Origin of the sequence: Sphingopyxis yananensis, assembly GCF_020687785.1 — a bacterium.
Classification (GTDB): Bacteria; Pseudomonadota; Alphaproteobacteria; order Sphingomonadales; family Sphingomonadaceae; genus Sphingopyxis; species Sphingopyxis yananensis.
The window spans coordinates 480,859-498,347 of the sequence record NZ_JAJEWI010000005.1 but is presented as its reverse complement, the minus strand read 5'-3'; the positions used below and the strand labels follow the sequence as shown (position 1 = coordinate 498,347).

The following is a 17,489-nucleotide window of genomic DNA, read 5'->3' as shown; positions in this document are numbered from 1 at the left end:
AGAATCGGGTCGTCGAATGGCGATGGGATCAGCTTTTCTGCCCGATTTTGGCTAATCAGCCCTTAGCCGAACGAACCGCTGACCACCACCGCGAAACGACTTGCCGCGCGTCGTCATGTGCCAGCAGCAATTGCGGCCAGCCCGGCTCCCCGCACGCGGCGGCCACCATTTGGCGGGCGGCAGGGGTTGGTTCCGCCCCTTCGTCGGCGGTCAGGCGCAGCATCACCAACATGCGGGCCAATAATCCATGGGCGGCCACCACATCATCGGGGGCCAGATTTTTGCTGTTCAAACAGCGCAGCGCCGCCGCAATATTGGGGGTGTGGCATTCGAGCGTGGTCAATTGCTGGACATGCATGGCAAATTCCAAATCCACCAAGCCGCCCTTGCCGCCCTTAATATCCAACGCGCCCTTAGGGGGTTTGTGCCCCGCCATTTTCACCCGCATATCCGCCGCGTCGCGGCGCAATTTTTCGGGGTCACGTGGTGCGCTGAGCAAGTCGTGGATGATCTGTTCCACCGCCGCGCGGGCCGCAGCAGAGCCATAGACCGCGCGGGCACGCAGCAAGGCCATATGTTCCCATGTCCATGCCTCTTCGCGTTGATAACGCTCGAAGCTATCGAGGCTGACGACCAATGGCCCCTGCGCCCCTTGGGGCCGCAAACGTGTGTCGACATCATATAATTTGCCCGCCGCCGTGGGAACGGACATGGCCGCTGTCACCCGCTGGGCTAAGCGATTGTAATAGGTGGTCGCGCCCAAAGGACGCGGCCCATCAGATTCCGCCAAATGATCGCCCGTAAACAGATAGATGACGTCCAAATCCGACGCATGAGTCAGCGCGCGTCCGCCAAAGCGGCCCAGCGCCAAAACCAGCAATTCACTGTCTGGAACACGGCCATGGGCGGCGACAAATTCGGCGATGGTCGCGTCGGCCAGCACGTGCAAAGCCGCCTCGGCCAAGGCGGCATAGCCGCCTGCAATGTCCATCGGGTCGGTCGCGCCCGCGATCAATTGCGCGCCATAGGCAAAACGCCGTTCCCCCACCCAGTCGCGCACACGGTCCAGCAAGCGCTCATAATCCAAGCGTTTCAACATCGGCCCCCATTCGGCCAGCAATTCGTCATAGCTGGCGGGGGCGGCAAAGGCGCGTTGGTCAATCAATCCTTCGATCAACTCCACCCGCGTGGACAGGGCATCCGCCAAAGTCGGGGCCAGCGATAGGATGCGCGTTGCGATGCGCGCCAAGGCCGGCTGCGCGGCCAACAGATGAAAGAAATTAATCGCGCTGGGCAGGCCCGCCACCAATTTGTCGAAGCGGCGCAGAGTGGCGTCGGGGTCGGGGCTGGCCCCCAACGCCTTGATCACCGCGGGCAACATGGTTTCCAGCGCGTCGATGGCCGCAGGGCTGCGCAGCGCCCGTGCCTTGCCAGCGCGCCAATCCGCAATGATGCGGGCGGCAAATTCCGGCGGGTCAAACCCAGCTTCGGTCAATCGCTGGGCCAGATCTTCGCTGTCACGCGGCATGCCGGCACTGCTGCCTTGCTCGGCCATCAATTGATCATAAATCTGGCCAACATCCTGCACGATCGGGTCAAGCAAGGCCAGCAGGTCGGCCCCGCTGTCCAGCCCATCGAGGCGCGCCACCACGTCCAGCGCATCGGCTTGTTGGGGCAGCAGATGGGTTTGCTGGTCATCGATCATTTGCAAGCGATGTTCGATGCGGCGCAGCACGGCATAATGATCGCACAGGCGCGCCGCAATGGCCGGGTCGGCGCGGCCAGCCTGCGCCAAAGCGCCCAGCGCATCGACGGTGGCGGGCAAACGCAGGCTGAGGTCGCGCCCGCCATAGATAAGTTGATGAACCTGTGTGAAAAATTCAATTTCCCTGATGCCGCCGCGCCCGCGTTTCAAATCATAACCCGCGCCAAAGGCCTGACCTTGGGCATAATGGTCGCGGATACGGTCGCTCATCGCGCCAATTTCTTTGAGCTGGCGAAAATCCAAGCTGCGCCGCCAGATAAAAGGTTGGATGGCCTGCATAAAGCGCTCGCCAACCAACTTGTCCCCCGCCGAAGCGCGGGACCGAATAAATGCCGCTTGTTCCCACGGCAAAGCATGGGATTCATAATAGGATATCGCGGCATTTTCGGTCAGCACAATTGGCGTGACTTCGGGGTTGGGGCGCAGGCGCAGGTCCATGCGCAGCACATGGCCGTCCGCCGTGCGCGCCGACAAAATCTCCATCATCCGGCGGCCAATACGCACCGCGGCTTCGCTGGGGTCGTCGCGCGAACGACGCGGCATGGTTTCGGGATCAAAAATAAGAATCGGGTCGATATCGGACGAATAATTCAGTTCATAACTGCCCAATTTGCCCAGCGCGATCACCGCCAAGCCCGCAGGTTCGGCATCCGGCACCCGTTCTGCAAAGGCGGCTTTTATAGCTGCGTCACAGGCTTGATCGGCGAAAATGGACAGCAAGCGCGTCGTCGTGCCGACATCATGTTCGCACGACAAATCGCCCAGCGCCAGCAACAAGGCCATTTGGCCGCGCCAACGCCGCATTCCGCGCATGACGTCTTCGTCCGGTTGCAAGGGCATTATCGCGGCCAAGGCGGCGTCGGTGCCTTGTTGTAAAAATCGTTCGACATCGGGTGCATAAAGCTGGGCCAGCCGGTGCAAAAACGGCGCATGGACAAAAATGCGGTCCACCGCGCTTTGGCGCGCAGCGGGCGTGGCTGGGGATGACGCCAATGCCTGGGTTGGCGAGGCCCGATGGCTGGAGGATGGCAGGGGAGCGGCGGAATATGTGGACGCGGTCATGCGAAAACTATCGCGTGCGATGCGCCGGATGACAAGATGCGGGGCATAAGAAAAAGGGCTGCCCACATGCCGTGGAGCAGCCCGTTCATATCGATAAATTTACCGAGCCATTTGGCCCGTTCCATCCGCGATCAAGCGGGAATGGTTGCCGGATTAAAGAATAGCACCTGCCCAATCGTCGCCCGCAAGGTGGCGGGTTGATAAGGCTTGGTCAGCAAAAAGGCCGGTTCTGGGCGGTCCCCCGTCAGCAGGCGTTCGGGGAAGGCGGTAATGAAGATCACCGGCACGTCCAATTCGGTCAAAATTTCCTGCACCGCTTCGATGCCGCTGCTATTGTCCGCCAATTGAATGTCGGCCAGCACCAGTGATGGACGGTGTCGCTTGGCTTCATCGACCGCTTCGGCATGGGTCGTTGCCACAGCCACCACATCATGACCCAAATCCCGCACGATCATTTCGATATCCATCGCAATGATCGGCTCATCTTCGATAATCAAAATACGAGCACGGGTTTGGCGGTCGATTTCGGCCGTGGCGTCGTTCAGCAAGATTTGGACATCCGCAATATCGCATTCAATAATGGCGGCGATGTCCGTTTCAGAAAAGCCCTCAAGCGCAGCCAGCAACAGCGCTTGGCGCGCCAAGGACGGCAATTGACGTAGCCGCGCGTCCGCAATGGCCTCTGCTGTGTCGGCCTGCGTCGAACTCGCGAAATCCGATATCATCGATTCGTGCAATTGCGTCACCTGACGGTGCAACAATCGATATAATTGCGTGCGAATATCCGACTGATCGGCGATTTGTGTGGGATCAGCAACCAGCTGTTCCAACATCTTCGAAACCAATAAGTCGCCCTGATCTTGGCCACCAGAAATCGCCCGGCCATAACGACGCAAATAAGGCAAATGCGGCGCAATAGCTTGACCTAACGACATAAATATTCTCCAACCCGTATCAACCGACCCAACAATCATCGACTTTTCGAGAGTAAGTTACAAATTTAATTCATACACATGCATAAATTTACATATTAAGGGAACGATGCAATTAAAAAAAGGTTTCCCCTTGCAGGTAGAGCGGCATTGCGCTTTGTCTGAACGATTGTTAGCAACATAACCATGAATAGCGGATCTGATATCTATGCCGCCTGAAACAAGGCCGAAGGCACCGCCTCTTTCGCCAGGCGACGCAGAACGTTCCCCTTCCGCACGGAAGGTTTTGGACGTGAATTCAGCACTTCGTAAAGCCTATGACAGCGCTGTTGACGAACTTATTCCGCCATCGATGCTGGAACTGCTCGAAAAGCTCAACTGAGCCGCGCGCCCGTTACCTCCTATATTGGGGCATCAAAAGACACAGCCGCTGGCGCAAGGCGCACCATATTCCGCACGCCGAATGGCACGAAATTTCAGGTGACTTGCTGGCCAAATTTTTTGGCTGGCGCACGCATGAAATTTAGCCCCGCCAATAGCCGTGCGTCATTTCCCACCCTTATAACGGGCATCAAAATCGCGCTGGAACGCAGCAAATTGCCCATCGGCAATGGCGTCCCGCATAGCTTGCATCAAATCCTGATAGAAATGCAGATTATGCTGAGTCATCAGCATCGCGCCCAGCATTTCGCCCGCCCGCACCAAATGATGCAAATAGGCGCGCGACCATGTTTGGCAAACGGGGCATCCGCAAGCCGGATCCAGCGGGCCTTGATCTTCGTTATATTTGGCGTTGCGAATGTTGATCGGGCCATTCCATGTGAAGGCTTGGCCATTGCGGCCCGAACGGGTGGGCAGCACACAGTCGAACATATCCACGCCGCGCGCCACGGCGCCAACCAAATCGTCAGGCTTGCCGACGCCCATCAAATAACGCGGCTTGTCTTGCGGCAATTGCTGGGGCGCATAATCGAGCACGCCAAACATGGCTTCCTGCCCCTCACCCACCGCTAGGCCGCCGATGGCATAGCCATCAAAGCCAATGTCGATCAGCGCATCGGCGCTGCGCTGGCGCAATTTTTGGTCCAGCGAGCCTTGTTGAATGCCGAACAAAGCGGCCTTGGCGGCATGATCTTCGCCCGCATCAAAGGCATCGCGACTGCGCTTGGCCCAGCGCATCGACCGATCCATGCTGGCCTCGGCGCGCTTGGCATCCACGCCATTGGGCGGGCATTCGTCAAAGCACATCACAATGTCGGTGCCCAGCAACCGCTGAATTTCCATCGAGCGTTCGGGCGACAGCATGTGGCGCGAGCCATCCAAATGGCTTTTGAAGGTGACACCCTCTTCGCTTTGTTTGGTCAGCGCCGACAGGCTCATGACCTGATAGCCACCACTGTCGGTCAGGATCGGGCGGTCCCAGCCCATGAATTTGTGCAAACCGCCCAGCCGCGCCATGCGTTCAGCAGTCGGACGCAGCATCAGATGGTAAGTGTTGCCCAGCAAAATATCCGCGCCCGTTGCGCGCACTTCGGCGGGGCGCATTCCCTTGACCGTCGCAGCGGTACCAACGGGCATGAAAGCAGGCGTGCGAATATCGCCGCGCTGCATGTGAATCACGCCAGTACGCGCCGCGCCATCGGTGGCGTTAATCGAGAATGCGAATCTTTCAGTCATGGCGGCGGCCTATGCGCGCAAAGCCCGAAAAAGTCGAGACTTTGGCACATGGTGCGCTGGGCCTGTTTCAGGCCGCCCCTGTACCCGCTGGCAGCAACAGGCTGCTGTCGCCATAGCTGTAGAAGCGATAATCGTCGGAAATCGCATGGGCATAGATGGCCTGCATTGTGTCCAAGCCCATCAAGGCCGACACCAGCATGAACAGCGTGGATTTGGGCAAGTGGAAATTGGTCATCAGGCCGTCAATCGCGCGAAAGCTATAGCCGGGGGTGATGAAAATGCTGGTGTCGCCTTCAAATGGCATAATCACCTTGTCTTCGCGCGCCGCGCTTTCCAACAAACGCAGGCTGGTGGTGCCCACCGCAATCACGCGGCCGCCATTGGCACGCACGTCATTCAGGCGCTGGGCAGTGGCTTCGTCGATGCGGCCCCATTCGGCATGCATCACATGGTCTTCGGTATCATCCGCCTTGACCGGCAAGAAGGTGCCAGCCCCGACATGCAGGGTCAGCGTCTCGCTTTTGATGCCAGCGGCTTGCAGCGCGCTGATCAGGTCCGGCGTAAAATGCAGCGCCGCTGTGGGGGCCGCGACCGCGCCATCTTCGCGGGCGAACATGGTTTGATAATCGCTACGGTCTTGGTCGTCGGTGGGGCGCTTACCCGCAATATAGGGCGGCAGCGGCATGGTGCCCGCACGTTCGAGCAACAATTCGACGGGTTCGTCGCCATGAAAAAATAAAATGAAGCTGCCATCGGCCAGACGTTCTTCGGCAGAGGCGATCACGCCTTGGCCAAAATCAACGTCTTCGCCGACGCGCAACTTCTTGGCGTTGCGAATGAACGCCTGCCAACGGCGCAAATCGATGCGTTTGTGCAAGGTCGCGCCAATCTTGGCCCCTGCGGCAGCAGGGTCGCTGGCGTCGCGGCCAGCACGGCGGCCTTCGAGTTGGGCGGGAATGACGCGGGTGTCATTGAACACCAAACAATCGCCCGCGCGCAGCAGGCTGGGCAAGTCGCGCACGATATGATCGGCCATATCCCTGCCATGCGCCACCAACATACGGGCGGAATCGCGGGGGCTGGCGGGGCGCAGGGCAATATTTTGCGGCGGCAAATCGAAATCAAAAGCGTCTACGCGCATGAGTATCTTCTAACAATTTGTAACAATCAGGATATAGCCCGCCGTCCCCCAAGACAGACCCCCAAGATAAACCCGACGATCGCCGCACCATGGCGGCGAATCGGATTAGCGGCGAATCGGGGCGTTCAGTTCGTCCGCGCTAATAGCCGCAGCAGGCGCGGTAGGGGCCGCATCTTCGACCAGCAATGCGGGCGCGGGCGGCGGCAGATTGTCCGCCGCCACAGATACCTGAACCATTTTCGACATCACCGCTGGCGGTTCGCCGCGTTGGATGGCGTCAACATATTGCATACCCGACACCACCCGGCCGAACACCGTATAGCGGCGGTCCAACGAGAAACGCGGTTGCAGCATGATGAAGAATTGGCTGTTCGCGCTATCTTCGCTTTGGGCGCGGGCCATTGACAAAGTGCCGCGCAAATGCGGCATTTCGTTAAATTCCGCCTTCAGGTCTGGCAGGTCGGACCCGCCTTGGCCCGTGGCCGTCGGATCACCCGTTTGGGCCATAAAGCCTTCGATAACGCGGTGAAACTTCACACCATTGTAAAAGCCATTACGTGCCAGCAGTTTGACCCGTTCGACATGATGGGGCGCAATGGAGGGATAGAGCTGGATCACCACCCGGCCACCGGTCGACAGGTCCAAATTCAGCATATATTCGGGCACGCCCATAAATTCGCTGGTGTCCATCACCGGCTTTTCCGCCTTGGCGGGGGCGTCCGCGGGAACCGGAGCGGGCGTGTCTTGTGCCACAGCCGGCAGCGCCAGACCAAAGGCCATCGCCATCACAACCAAGCTTCGGTGCGGAATTTTCATGCGGAAATGGCCTTCATGTTCAAATCTCGGTTAGCCGATTAGCGTTTTTTTTATGAACGCTCAATGATCGGCATCATATTGGGGAAAGCAACTTAGGGTCGCCCGCCCTTCCTATGACTTGGTATCGCCTTGGCGCATGCCGCGTTCCTCAATGCGCTCCACCACCGCTTCGCGCACCGATGGGCTGACGAATTTGCGGATGTCGCCGCCAAAAATGGCAATTTCCTTGACCAAGCGCGATGCAATGGGTTGCAATCCAACATCCGCCATCAAAAACACGGTTTCGATATTGTCGTTCAGTTGCTGGTTCATGCCCGCCATTTGATATTCATATTCAAAGTCGGCCACGGCGCGCAAACCGCGCACAATCACCCGCGCGCCTTCGCGCTGGGCAAAGTCCATCAACAGGCTGTTGAAGCCGACAACCCGAATATTGCCATCGATCTGCGCCACTTCGCGGCGGACCATGTCGATGCGTTCGTCATCGCCGAACATAGGCGATTTGCTGATATTGGTGGTCACGCCAATCACCAATTCGTCCACCAATTTGGCGCCGCGCCTGATGATGTCCATATGACCCAAGGTGATCGGGTCAAAAGTCCCTGGATAAACGCCAATACGCATCAATGATCCCTTTCCACCACATAGTGCGCCAAGGCGCGCAGCAACGTGGCTTCCTCTCCAAATTCGTTCAATTGCGCGATGGCATGGTCCACTAGCCGGTGCGCCTCGGCACGGGCCGGTTCCAGCCCCATCAATGTCACAAAGGTTTCTTTGCCAGCCGCCGCATCTTTGTGCAGCGCCTTGCCGGCCAAGGCCTCATCCCCTTCGATATCCAAAATATCGTCGGCAATTTGAAAGGCCAAACCAATGTTGCGGGCATATTGCACTAAGGGCGCGCGATCAGCCGCCGATATTCCTGCCAAAATGCCGCCTGCTTCGGCGGAAAAGCGAATCAAAGCGCCTGTTTTCAATTCTTGCAAATTGGTGACGATCGGCAGAGTGAAACCGCCCTTTTCAGCCTCGAGGTCCATCATTTGGCCCCCAGCCATCCCCTCTGGCCCCGATGCCACCGCCAACGCCCGCACCAATTCGATACGCACAGAGGCGTCGGGATGGGTTTCGCTGTCCACCAACCATTCAAAGGCCAAAGCATGCAGGCTGTCACCCGCCAGCACCGCCGTTGCTTCGTCAAAGGCACGGTGCACGGTGGGGCGGCCACGGCGCATGTCATCATCGTCCATGCAAGGCATGTCATCATGAATCAGCGAATAGACATGGATAGCCTCAACCGCCGCACCGACGTGCAGGGCATGGCGCGGGTCGACACCATATAAATCGGCGGATGCACGCACCAGCAAAGGCCGTAAACGCTTGCCCCCCGCCAATGCCGCATGGCGCATGGCATCATAAAGGCGGCGGCGCGGATCATGGGGCACGACCAATTGCCGTTCCAGCAGATCATCAATGTCCCGCGCAATATCTTGTTGCGCGCGATGCAATATCGCGGCGCCGGTTGGCTGCACAGACTGTGCTTGCTGGCTGGCCATATCAGCTTTCGCCAAAGGCTTTGGTGCCTGTGGGGCGACCATCGCTACCCAGACTGACTTGTTCAATTCGCGCCTGCGCCGCCGTTAGGCGCGATTCGCAATGCTGGCGCAAGGCGTGGCCGCGCTCATAGAGGGTGACCGATTCTTCCAGACCCACATCCCCGCTTTCCAGCCGGCGGACGATATTTTCCAATTCACCCATCGCCGCTTCAAAGGAAAGCGACGCAATATCTGTTCCGGCAGAAGGGGCCGTTCCCGATGCAGGCGTGGTGGCAGGTGTTGCATTATCCGTCATCCCTATGCTTTGGCCCGACTTCGGCCTGCTGGTCAAGCTTGACGTGGTCCCCAACGGCCCTAGCATGGCTTACTATGTTCATCGGTCACTATGCCCCTGCCTTTTTGGCTGCGGCCCGTCCGCAATCCGCAGCGCTGGGAAGCTTGTTTGTCGCGGCGCAATTGACCGACATCGCCTTTGCAACTTTGGTTTTAACTGGCACCGAAAAAATGCGGGTTGTGCCGGGGTTTACGGCGTTGAACGATTTTGACCTTTATGACATGCCCTATAGCCACAGTTTAATGGGCACGATTTTGTTCGGTGTCATATTTGGCCTGTTGGTCATGGTGGGAACGGGCCGGAAAAAAGCGGGTGTTGGCGCGGGTTTGGTGGTGGTGTCGCACTGGTTTTTGGATTGGCTGACCCACAAACCCGATCTGACATTATTCGGCGCGCCGCCCAAATGGGGACTAGGCCTGTGGGATATACCAATATTGGCAATTCCGTTGGAACTGGGGTTGGTGGCAGCGGCGATCGCCTATTTTGTTCACCAGCGCGGGGCCGAGCTTTATCGGGGGCGGATGATCATCTTGGCGGCCGTTTTGTTGTTGGCGCAATTGATCGACTGGTTGGGCGACAAGCCTGACGTCCATGGCGCGGCTGCGCCCGCGCTGATGCTGGTGACTTATGCGGTGCTGATTCTGTTGGCGATTTGGGCCAGTGCGCATCCCAAAAAATATCCACAAATATAGCATAGGCGGACGACGCCCTATGCGCCTGCAAAAACTAAGCCGTAAATTGCTGAGGCAATTTATATAGTTAAGGATATTACTGAATTTGCAACAATGCTTAGGCTTTTTGCAATTGAAGCCAAGCGCCCGCACCCCCATTTTGCACTGCACAATAAAAGTAAAAACAGCACGATAATCTGCGAATATTGAGGACCCTGAAGGCAAGTTTTGTTCACAAAATGGAAACTTGCACGATGAAAAAGATTCTTCTTCCTGCACTAGCTTTGGCAGTGCTGGCTCCATCTGTCGTTGTCGCCGAAGCCGCACCCCAGCGTTTTACCCATGAGGGCAAATCCTATAGCTATACCGTCGAAGATCGTGGTGATTACCGCGTCATTCGCGGTGTCGAAGAAAATAACCGCAAATTGTTCCACCTTCGGGTGGGCGAATCACATGTTCGCGGCACCATGGGCGGACGTCCCGTCAGCTTTCCGCTTGATCAGGTAAAACCCTTGGTTGCGGACAGCCAGAGCAAGGCCGCAAACCGCGTTGCCACGCTGTAAAAAGCGGTTTGGACCCGATGCTTTGTTAAAAAGCATCAAAATAGGCCCCAATTTGGTCAAAAGATCATCTTGGGGTCTGTTCCTTCTGCGCGCACGGGGCTAAAGGCGCGCGTATGACACAGCCCAGCCCCGCCATTTCGCCCGAAATTGTCGCCGACCACGGGTTATCACCCGATGAGTATGAGCGCATCCTGTCTGCCCTTGGCCGCGAACCGAATCTTGTCGAACTCGGTATCTTCTCGGTCATGTGGTCGGAGCATTGCAGCTATAAAAGCTCGCGCATTCACTTGAAGAAGCTGCCGACCGAGGCTCCTTGGGTGATTTGCGGCCCTGGCGAAAATGCGGGCGTGATCGACATTGGCGAAGGCCCTGACGGCAAGAAATTGGCCGCCATTTTCAAGATGGAAAGCCACAACCACCCCAGCTATATCGAACCTTATCAAGGCGCTGCTACGGGTGTTGGCGGCATTTTGCGCGACGTATTCACCATGGGCGCGCGCCCTGTGGCCAACCTCAACGCCTTGCGTTTTGGCCGCCCCGAACATCCCAAAATGCGCCACCTAATCTCTGGCGTTGTGCGCGGTATCGGCGGCTATGGTAACTGCGTTGGCGTGCCGACCGTTGGCGGCGAAGTGAATTTCCACAAAGCCTATGACGGCAATATCCTTGTGAATGCGATGTGCGTTGGCGTCGCCGAACAAGATAAAATTTTCTATTCCGCCGCCAGCGGTGTGGGCAACCCCATTGTTTATGTGGGCTCCAAGACGGGCCGTGACGGTATCCATGGCGCGACCATGGCGTCCGCAGACTTTGGCGAAGACGCCGAGGAAAAGCGCCCCACCGTGCAGGTTGGTGACCCCTTCACCGAAAAGCTGCTGATCGAAGCGTGCCTTGAGCTGATGGCTTCAGACGCTATCGTTGCCATTCAAGACATGGGCGCGGCTGGCCTGACCAGTTCGTCGGTGGAAATGGCGTCGAAGGGCGGCGTTGGTATTCATCTGACGATGGACGATGTGCCGCAGCGCGAAACCGGCATGACCACCTATGAAATGATGCTCTCGGAAAGCCAAGAGCGCATGTTGATGGTGCTGAAGCCCGGCAAGGAAGATTTCGCAAAGGCCATCTTTGAAAAGTGGGAACTCGACTTTGCTGTGATCGGCACGGTCACCGACACCGGCCGCATGGTGCTGGAGCATAAGGGCGAGATTGTTTGCGACATTCCGCTTGGCCCCTTGGCTGACGATGCGCCGCAATATGACCGCCCGCATGTCGCTACCCCTACCCCTGCGCCGCTGGAAAATGTTCCGGAAACCACTGATGTTGCGGCCGACCTGCTGCACCTGATGGGCACGCCGGACATCGCGTCGCGCCGCTGGATTTACGAGCAATATGACAGCCAAGTGGGCGGTGACACGGTGCAAATCGGCGGCGACGCTGCTTTGGTTCGCATCCATGGCACCAACCGTGCTTTGGCGATGAGCACCGATTGCACCCCGCGCTATTGCTATGCGGACCCTTATGAAGGCGGCAAGCAGGCTGTGGCGGAAACATGGCGCAACATCACCGCTGTTGGCGCAACGCCGCTGGCGATCACCAACTGCTTGAACTTCGCCAACCCACAGCGCCCTGAAATCATGGGCCAAATTGTCGGCTGCCTCGACGGTATGGGCGATGCTTGCCGTGCGCTGGATTATCCCATCGTTTCGGGCAACGTCAGCCTGTATAATGAATCCAAGGCCACCGGCGGCGGCAGTGCCATTTTGCCGACCCCTGCCATTGGCGGCGTGGGCGTGATGGACAACCTCAGCAAGGCCGTGGGGATTGGCTTCAAGCGCACGGGCGACATCGTTCTGGCCGTGGGTGAGCGCGCTGGCCATTTGGGTCAATCGGTTTGGCTGCGCGAAGTGCATGGCCGCGAAGAAGGCGCACCGCCGCCCGTGGACCTGAAGGCAGAGAAGCGCACGGGTGATTTCATCCGCCAAGCCATTAATGCAGGTTGGATTACGGCTTGCCACGACGTGTCGGATGGCGGCTTGGCCGTGACCATCGCGGAAATGGCGTTGAAGTCGGACATCGGTGTACTGATCAGCGAAGAACAACCTTTTGGCGTCGCCGAAAGCTTCTTTGGCGAAGATCAGGGCCTGTATGTGGTCACCGTGTGCGACACATGCTTGGCAGACTTTTTGGATGCGGCTGGCAAGGCCGACGTCGCCGTTGACCCTGTCGGCCGCACCATCAAGGACCGTATCGTCTTTGAATTGGCCGACAGCGACCATCAGGTGACGCTGGATGCCTTGCGCGGCGCTCATGAAGGCTTTTTACCGACGTTGATGAACGGCGATAAATAAAGCCTTTCATGTGAACGCTTTGCGACATTTATATATGCTGCCAGTCCTTGCGGGATTGGCAGCATTTTTTTCGCCCATATCCCCAGCCAGCGCAGCGGAAGCAGCAAGCGCGGCGGAAAGCTCGCCCCCCAGCGCGCCCTATATCGTCACATCCCCCACGCCTTTGCCTGTCCATGCCAAGGGACCTCGTATTTTCTTGGGCGGGAGCATCGATATGGGGCGCGCCGCCAATTGGCAGGCGGAATTGCCGCGCCAACTGGCCGATCTGGAGGTGGAGTGGTTGAACCCGCGCCGCGCCGACTGGAACCCCGCATGGAAGGCGGAAGCAAGCGAGCCAGAATTTCGCCGCCAAGTGGAATGGGAACTGGCCGCGCTGGAAGCGTCCGATATCATCATCCTATATTTTGCGGCAGGCTCGCAAAGCCCGATCAGCCTGTTGGAATTGGGCCTTCATGCGCGCAGTGGGACAGTGATCGTGTTGGCCCCCGACGGTTTTTGGCGCAAAGGCAATATCGACATCACCGCTGAACATTATGGGATTGAGCAGGTAGCCGATATGCCAGCCTTGGCCGCAGCCATTCGCCGCCGTGCAGCATTATTGGCCCAAACCCGTGACACGTCTGAGACAGGCAACGCACAGCAACCATAAACGCCAGTAATGACACAAAAAAGGGCCGCATGACGCGGCCCCGTTCTGATGATCACAGCCTGTTAAATCAGGCTGCTTCGCGCAGCGGAACCGCCGCAGCGCTGCTCTTTTCCACCAATGACTTTGCGCCATTTTCACCCAGCAAGTCATAGGGATCGACGCCATCAGCGCGCATCATTTCATGACATTGCTGATAATAATGCGGAACCTTAATGCCCATCCGCGCCCGTGCTTCCTCCAAATTTTCGGCCAATAGGGCGTCAATATTTTGGAAACCAATGGCTTGGGCGGCCTTGCCATTGCGCTGTCCTTCGCGGACGGCCGCATAGATGGGATATTTTGCGGCGCGTGGGTTTTTGCGAATTTCCCGCGCACCCGCCCATGCAATGAATAAGGTGCCCCAACTGGGGGTTTGGCTGTAGGAAAAGGCCAGCACACATTGTTCGCCCAAGGCGTCGCGGCCATATCCGGTCAAAATATGATGCAAGTCGTGGGTGTCGCGCATCCGTTGCCCGAATAATTCGACCTGATCGTCAAATTGATGCTGCTTACCCGTAACCTTGTATTGTTCGTCGACCAAGCCTTGGGCGGTCAGCCCTTCGCGTTCCATAAAGTCGACATAGACGCGGCCCACGCTGCCGTCTGGCAGTTGTTTCAACGCGGCATGATCGTCGAGCATGGCTGGCAAATAAGTGCGTTCGGCCAGCAATTTGCGCCCTTCTTCGGTCGCAAAAAATTGTGCAGCCGTCTGACCAAAGCGGCGATCCCGCAAGGCTTCCAAAATATGGAAAACCTGCGATGTATCTTCTTTGTCAGCGATCAGTTGGCGGAAATGCTTCCACGCCTTCAAGGGGCGCATGCCGCGCGTTTCACGATCGGGGTGAAAAAGAGGAATATCAGTCATCACGAATCATCCAATGCCTGTGAAGCGATAAGCCCAAGATGATTATTACTGACACATATGTCAATACTATTGTCATTCATGTTATTAACCGCCGCTGGGCGGGCGACTTGGGGCGGACGGGTGATGGGACAGGGGAATGACAGCATGACGGCCGCTTTCAGCGCTTCCTCCCGTATTGCGACGCTTGATTTCATTCGCGGGGCGGCGGTGCTGGCCATTTTGGCGGTGAATATCTTCTCCTTCGCTTTGCCAGATGCCGCAACCTTTACGCCCTTTTGGCGCGGTGATGCGGGGCGCGAAGAAGCGGCCTATATCGTCAATTATATGGTGGCGGATGGCAAATTTCGCGGCCTGTTCACCCTGTTATTCGGGGCCAGTATGGCGATGATTATGGACCGTGCGCGCGCAAATGGCTTGTCCGCCGCCCAAATTCATTTGGACCGCATGATCTGGTTGGGAGTCATCGGTGCATTGCATATGCTGTTCTTGTGGCACGGCGATATTTTGCTGACTTATGCCGCGGCGGGGGCGGCGCTAACATGGATTTCACCCCATGCATCGGCGCGGCGTTTGCTGGCGCTGGGCGTGATATTGCTGATCGGCGGCGCGATCATGCTGGGCGGCATGAGCCTGTTTTCCAGTCCGCATATGGCAGCCCATATCCCCTATTTGCGGGACCATGCCGCCATGATGATGGAAATGATCACCCAGCATGATACCGAAATGCGGGCCCTACAACAGAGCATCAACTTCGATTTATCGCTATATTTGGGGCCTTATGCCGATTTGCTGGCTTATCGCATGACATTGTTGCTGGGCTATCCCGTATCCTTTGCGATGTCAGCGCTGGAAACGATTCCGTTGATGCTGATCGGCATGGCCCTGTATCGCAGCGGCTTTCTAACGGGGCAGCACAGCCACCGCGCCTATGCCCATATCATCGCGCTCTGCTTGCCCGCTGGCATGATTTTGACGGGCATCAGCCTTTGGCCTGTAATCGCCAGCGGATATGACCCGCTGGTCAGTTTGGCGGCGCTGATCAGCTTTTCGGTTCCAGGGCGTTTGTTGCTGATCTTGGCTTATGCCGCGCTGTTGATTTTGATACTGCGCCATTGGCCGACCCATACGATGACCCAGCGCATCTGCGCGGCGGGGCGCATGGCGCTGAGCAATTATTTGGCCACCAGCCTGATGATGACCAGCATCTTTTATGGCTATGGCCTTGGCCTTTATGGGCAGCTGGAACGGTGGTCGCTCTATGGCTTTGTTGCGCTGGGCTGCGCGGCTATGCTCGCTTGCTCCCAGCCTTGGCTGGCGCATTTTCATTATGGGCCACTGGAATGGGTGTGGCGCAGCTTGGCGCGGGGCGAAGCGCAGCCATTTCGCCGTCGATAATCCGCGCTAGGGAATAATCGGCGCTAGGGCCTGCCCCTAGGGGCGTTGAACCAGCCAGCCGCCGTCATAGGGGGAAATGTCCCAGCCTTGTTCGCGGGCCAAGGCGTTGAATTCGCGTTCAGCTTGCGGGTCGTCGGCCAAAATATGGACCAAGGACGCGCCCCGCATGGCGCGGGACAGACGCAGCACTGGCCATGGACAGCGCATCGCGCGCGCATCCACCACCACGGCGTCTGTCACCTTAGGCCGCCTTATTCATCATAAGGGTTTTTGCTGTTACGGAAGTTCATCCGCATGGGCACGCCTTGGAAGCCCAATTCTTTGCGCATACCATTCGACAAATAGCGGTGATAGCTGGCGGGCAATTCGTCCGTCCGCGTGCCGAACACCACGAACGTCGGCGGGCGGGTTCGCGCCTGTGTGATATAGCGCAGCTTGATGCGGCGGCCACCGGGCGCGGGCGGCGGGTTGTTTGCCACAGCCGCTTCAAACCAACGGTTAAGTTGGCCGGTCGGAACGCGGCTGGTCCAAATCTTGCGCTGTTCAAAGGCCACGCGGATCAGCGTGTCGATGCCCTTGCCCGTCGCACCGGACACGGACAGCAAAGGCACACCCTTAATTTGCGACAGGCCGTCTTCCAAGGCCCCGCGTACGCCGTTGAACAGCGAGGATGGATCCTCGGCAATGTCCCATTTGTTGAGCGCGATGATCAAGGCGCGCCCTTCTTCGAGCACCTTGTCGGCGATGCGCAAATCTTGGGCCTCAAGACCCTTGGTCGCGTCGAGCAGCAGCACCACCACCTCGGCAAAGTCGACGGCGTGCAGCGCGTCGGCCACCGACAGTTTTTCCAGCTTGTCCTGAACCTTGGCGCGCTTGCGCATTCCGGCGGTGTCGAACAATTGGATTTCATGGCTTTCGCCATTATTTTCCCATGTCCATTCCACGCGAATGCTGTCGCGGGTAATGCCGGCTTCGGGGCCAGTGATCAGGCGATCTTCGCCGATAATCCGGTTGATCAGCGTCGATTTGCCCGCATTCGGACGCCCCACAATGGCGAGTTTCATCGGGCCGCGTGGGCCTTCATCTTCTTCGTCCATCGCGAGGGCCAAGGCCTCCCGCTCGGCGTCTTCCATGGCTTTGGCTTCCATGAACGGATCGACGATCGGGGCAAGGGCTTGGAACAATTCCACCATGCCGCCGCCATGTTCGGCGCTGAGCGCGATGGGTTCGCCAAAACCCAAGCTATAAGCTTCCATGACGCCATTTTCGCCCTGGCGGCCTTCGGCTTTGTTACAGCATAGGATGATCGGCGTGTCTTCGCTGCGCAGCCAGCGCGCAATTTCTTCGTCCAAAGGCGTCACGCCGTCGCGCGCATCGACCATGAACAAAGCGGCGTCTGCACCGCGCACAGCCTTTTCGGTTTGCACGCGCATACGGCCTGGCAAGGTCGCGGCGTCATAATCTTCGAAACCAGCGGTATCGACGATCAGAAATTCCAAGCCCAAAAGTTTGCCGTCGCCTTCGCGTCGGTCGCGCGTTACGCCCGGCTGGTCATCGACCAACGCAAGGCGCTTGCCGACCAGACGGTTAAACAGAGTCGATTTGCCAACATTGGGCCGACCAACGATTGCGATCGTTGCGGGTCGCGCCATGATCTTCTTATCCTAAAAGTGAAGCGAGGC

At 58.0% G+C, this 17,489-nt stretch carries 17 protein-coding genes; 6 read left to right on the top strand and 11 right to left on the bottom strand.

Annotation, left to right across the window (positions count from 1 at the left end; all coding sequences use genetic code 11):
* Positions 1-55 precede the first annotated feature (55 nt).
* Complete coding sequence (glnE, locus tag LKO31_RS04905) at positions 56-2,827, bottom strand: bifunctional [glutamate--ammonia ligase]-adenylyl-L-tyrosine phosphorylase/[glutamate--ammonia-ligase] adenylyltransferase (protein ID WP_227688996.1); 2,772 nt, start codon at positions 2,825-2,827, stop codon at positions 56-58.
* A gap of 131 nt (positions 2,828-2,958) precedes the next feature.
* Entirely contained in the window at positions 2,959-3,762 is an 804-nt protein-coding gene (locus LKO31_RS04900; RefSeq protein ID WP_227688995.1) for a response regulator, read from the bottom strand.
* A gap of 289 nt (positions 3,763-4,051) precedes the next feature.
* Here LKO31_RS04900 and LKO31_RS14950 point away from each other — a divergent pair, with 289 nt between their 5' ends.
* The gene (locus LKO31_RS14950; RefSeq protein ID WP_265104536.1) at positions 4,052-4,141 is read left to right on the top strand and encodes a NepR family anti-sigma factor; all 90 of its coding nucleotides are present in this window, start codon (positions 4,052-4,054) and stop codon (positions 4,139-4,141) included.
* A gap of 164 nt (positions 4,142-4,305) precedes the next feature.
* Here the strand turns inward: LKO31_RS14950 and tgt are convergent, their stop codons facing one another.
* The 6 genes from tgt to LKO31_RS04870 form a co-directional block, all read right to left on the bottom strand.
* Entirely contained in the window at positions 4,306-5,436 is a 1,131-nt protein-coding gene (tgt, locus tag LKO31_RS04895; protein ID WP_227688994.1) for a tRNA guanosine(34) transglycosylase Tgt, read from the bottom strand.
* A 67-nt stretch (positions 5,437-5,503) separates the two neighbouring features.
* A complete protein-coding gene (queA, locus tag LKO31_RS04890) occupies positions 5,504-6,577 on the bottom strand; it encodes a tRNA preQ1(34) S-adenosylmethionine ribosyltransferase-isomerase QueA (protein WP_227688992.1) in 1,074 nt (357 codons plus the stop codon).
* Positions 6,578-6,682: 105 nt separating this feature from the next.
* The gene (locus LKO31_RS04885; RefSeq protein WP_227688990.1) at positions 6,683-7,393 is read right to left on the bottom strand and encodes a peptidylprolyl isomerase; all 711 of its coding nucleotides are present in this window, start codon (positions 7,391-7,393) and stop codon (positions 6,683-6,685) included.
* A gap of 111 nt (positions 7,394-7,504) precedes the next feature.
* On the bottom strand, positions 7,505-8,017 hold the full coding sequence (gene coaD, locus LKO31_RS04880; protein ID WP_227688988.1) for a pantetheine-phosphate adenylyltransferase: 513 nt from the start codon (positions 8,015-8,017) through the stop codon (positions 7,505-7,507).
* Positions 8,017-8,943, bottom strand: a complete 927-nt coding sequence (locus LKO31_RS04875) for a polyprenyl synthetase family protein (protein ID WP_227688987.1) — start codon at positions 8,941-8,943, stop codon at positions 8,017-8,019. Before LKO31_RS04875 ends, coaD begins: the two co-directional genes overlap by 1 nt.
* Position 8,944: 1 nt before the next feature.
* Positions 8,945-9,238, bottom strand: coding sequence for an exodeoxyribonuclease VII small subunit (locus LKO31_RS04870; protein WP_227688985.1), 294 nt, complete (start codon positions 9,236-9,238; stop codon positions 8,945-8,947).
* 74 nt (positions 9,239-9,312) lie between these two features.
* Here LKO31_RS04870 and LKO31_RS04865 point away from each other — a divergent pair, with 74 nt between their 5' ends.
* The 4 genes from LKO31_RS04865 to LKO31_RS04850 all read left to right on the top strand — a co-directional run bounded on the left by LKO31_RS04865 (position 9,313) and on the right by LKO31_RS04850 (position 13,508).
* On the top strand, positions 9,313-9,969 hold the full coding sequence (locus tag LKO31_RS04865) for a hypothetical protein (RefSeq protein WP_227688984.1): 657 nt from the start codon (positions 9,313-9,315) through the stop codon (positions 9,967-9,969).
* A 233-nt stretch (positions 9,970-10,202) separates the two neighbouring features.
* Complete coding sequence (locus tag LKO31_RS04860) at positions 10,203-10,511, top strand: hypothetical protein (RefSeq protein WP_227688982.1); 309 nt, start codon at positions 10,203-10,205, stop codon at positions 10,509-10,511.
* Positions 10,512-10,624: 113 nt separating this feature from the next.
* Positions 10,625-12,859 carry a phosphoribosylformylglycinamidine synthase subunit PurL gene (gene purL / locus LKO31_RS04855; RefSeq protein ID WP_227688981.1) on the top strand — a complete coding sequence of 745 codons (2,235 nt, stop codon included), beginning with the start codon at positions 10,625-10,627 and terminating at the stop codon, positions 12,857-12,859.
* 34 nt (positions 12,860-12,893) lie between these two features.
* Complete coding sequence (locus tag LKO31_RS04850; protein ID WP_227688979.1) at positions 12,894-13,508, top strand: nucleoside 2-deoxyribosyltransferase domain-containing protein; 615 nt, start codon at positions 12,894-12,896, stop codon at positions 13,506-13,508.
* Positions 13,509-13,575: 67 nt separating this feature from the next.
* Here the strand turns inward: LKO31_RS04850 and LKO31_RS04845 are convergent, their stop codons facing one another.
* Entirely contained in the window at positions 13,576-14,412 is an 837-nt protein-coding gene (locus LKO31_RS04845) for a ubiquinone biosynthesis protein COQ4 (protein ID WP_227688977.1), read from the bottom strand.
* A 144-nt stretch (positions 14,413-14,556) separates the two neighbouring features.
* On the opposite strand from LKO31_RS04845, the gene LKO31_RS04840 reads away from it, so the two are divergent.
* Complete coding sequence (locus LKO31_RS04840) at positions 14,557-15,807, top strand: DUF418 domain-containing protein (protein WP_227688976.1); 1,251 nt, start codon at positions 14,557-14,559, stop codon at positions 15,805-15,807.
* A 36-nt stretch (positions 15,808-15,843) separates the two neighbouring features.
* On the opposite strand, the gene LKO31_RS04835 is transcribed toward LKO31_RS04840, so the two are convergent.
* Both LKO31_RS04835 and der read right to left on the bottom strand, forming a co-directional pair.
* Positions 15,844-16,047, bottom strand: coding sequence for a sulfurtransferase TusA family protein (locus tag LKO31_RS04835; RefSeq protein WP_227688974.1), 204 nt, complete (start codon positions 16,045-16,047; stop codon positions 15,844-15,846).
* Positions 16,048-16,058: 11 nt separating this feature from the next.
* Positions 16,059-17,459, bottom strand: a complete 1,401-nt coding sequence (gene der / locus LKO31_RS04830) for a ribosome biogenesis GTPase Der (RefSeq protein ID WP_227688972.1) — start codon at positions 17,457-17,459, stop codon at positions 16,059-16,061.
* Between the last annotated feature and the right edge of the window lie 30 nt (positions 17,460-17,489).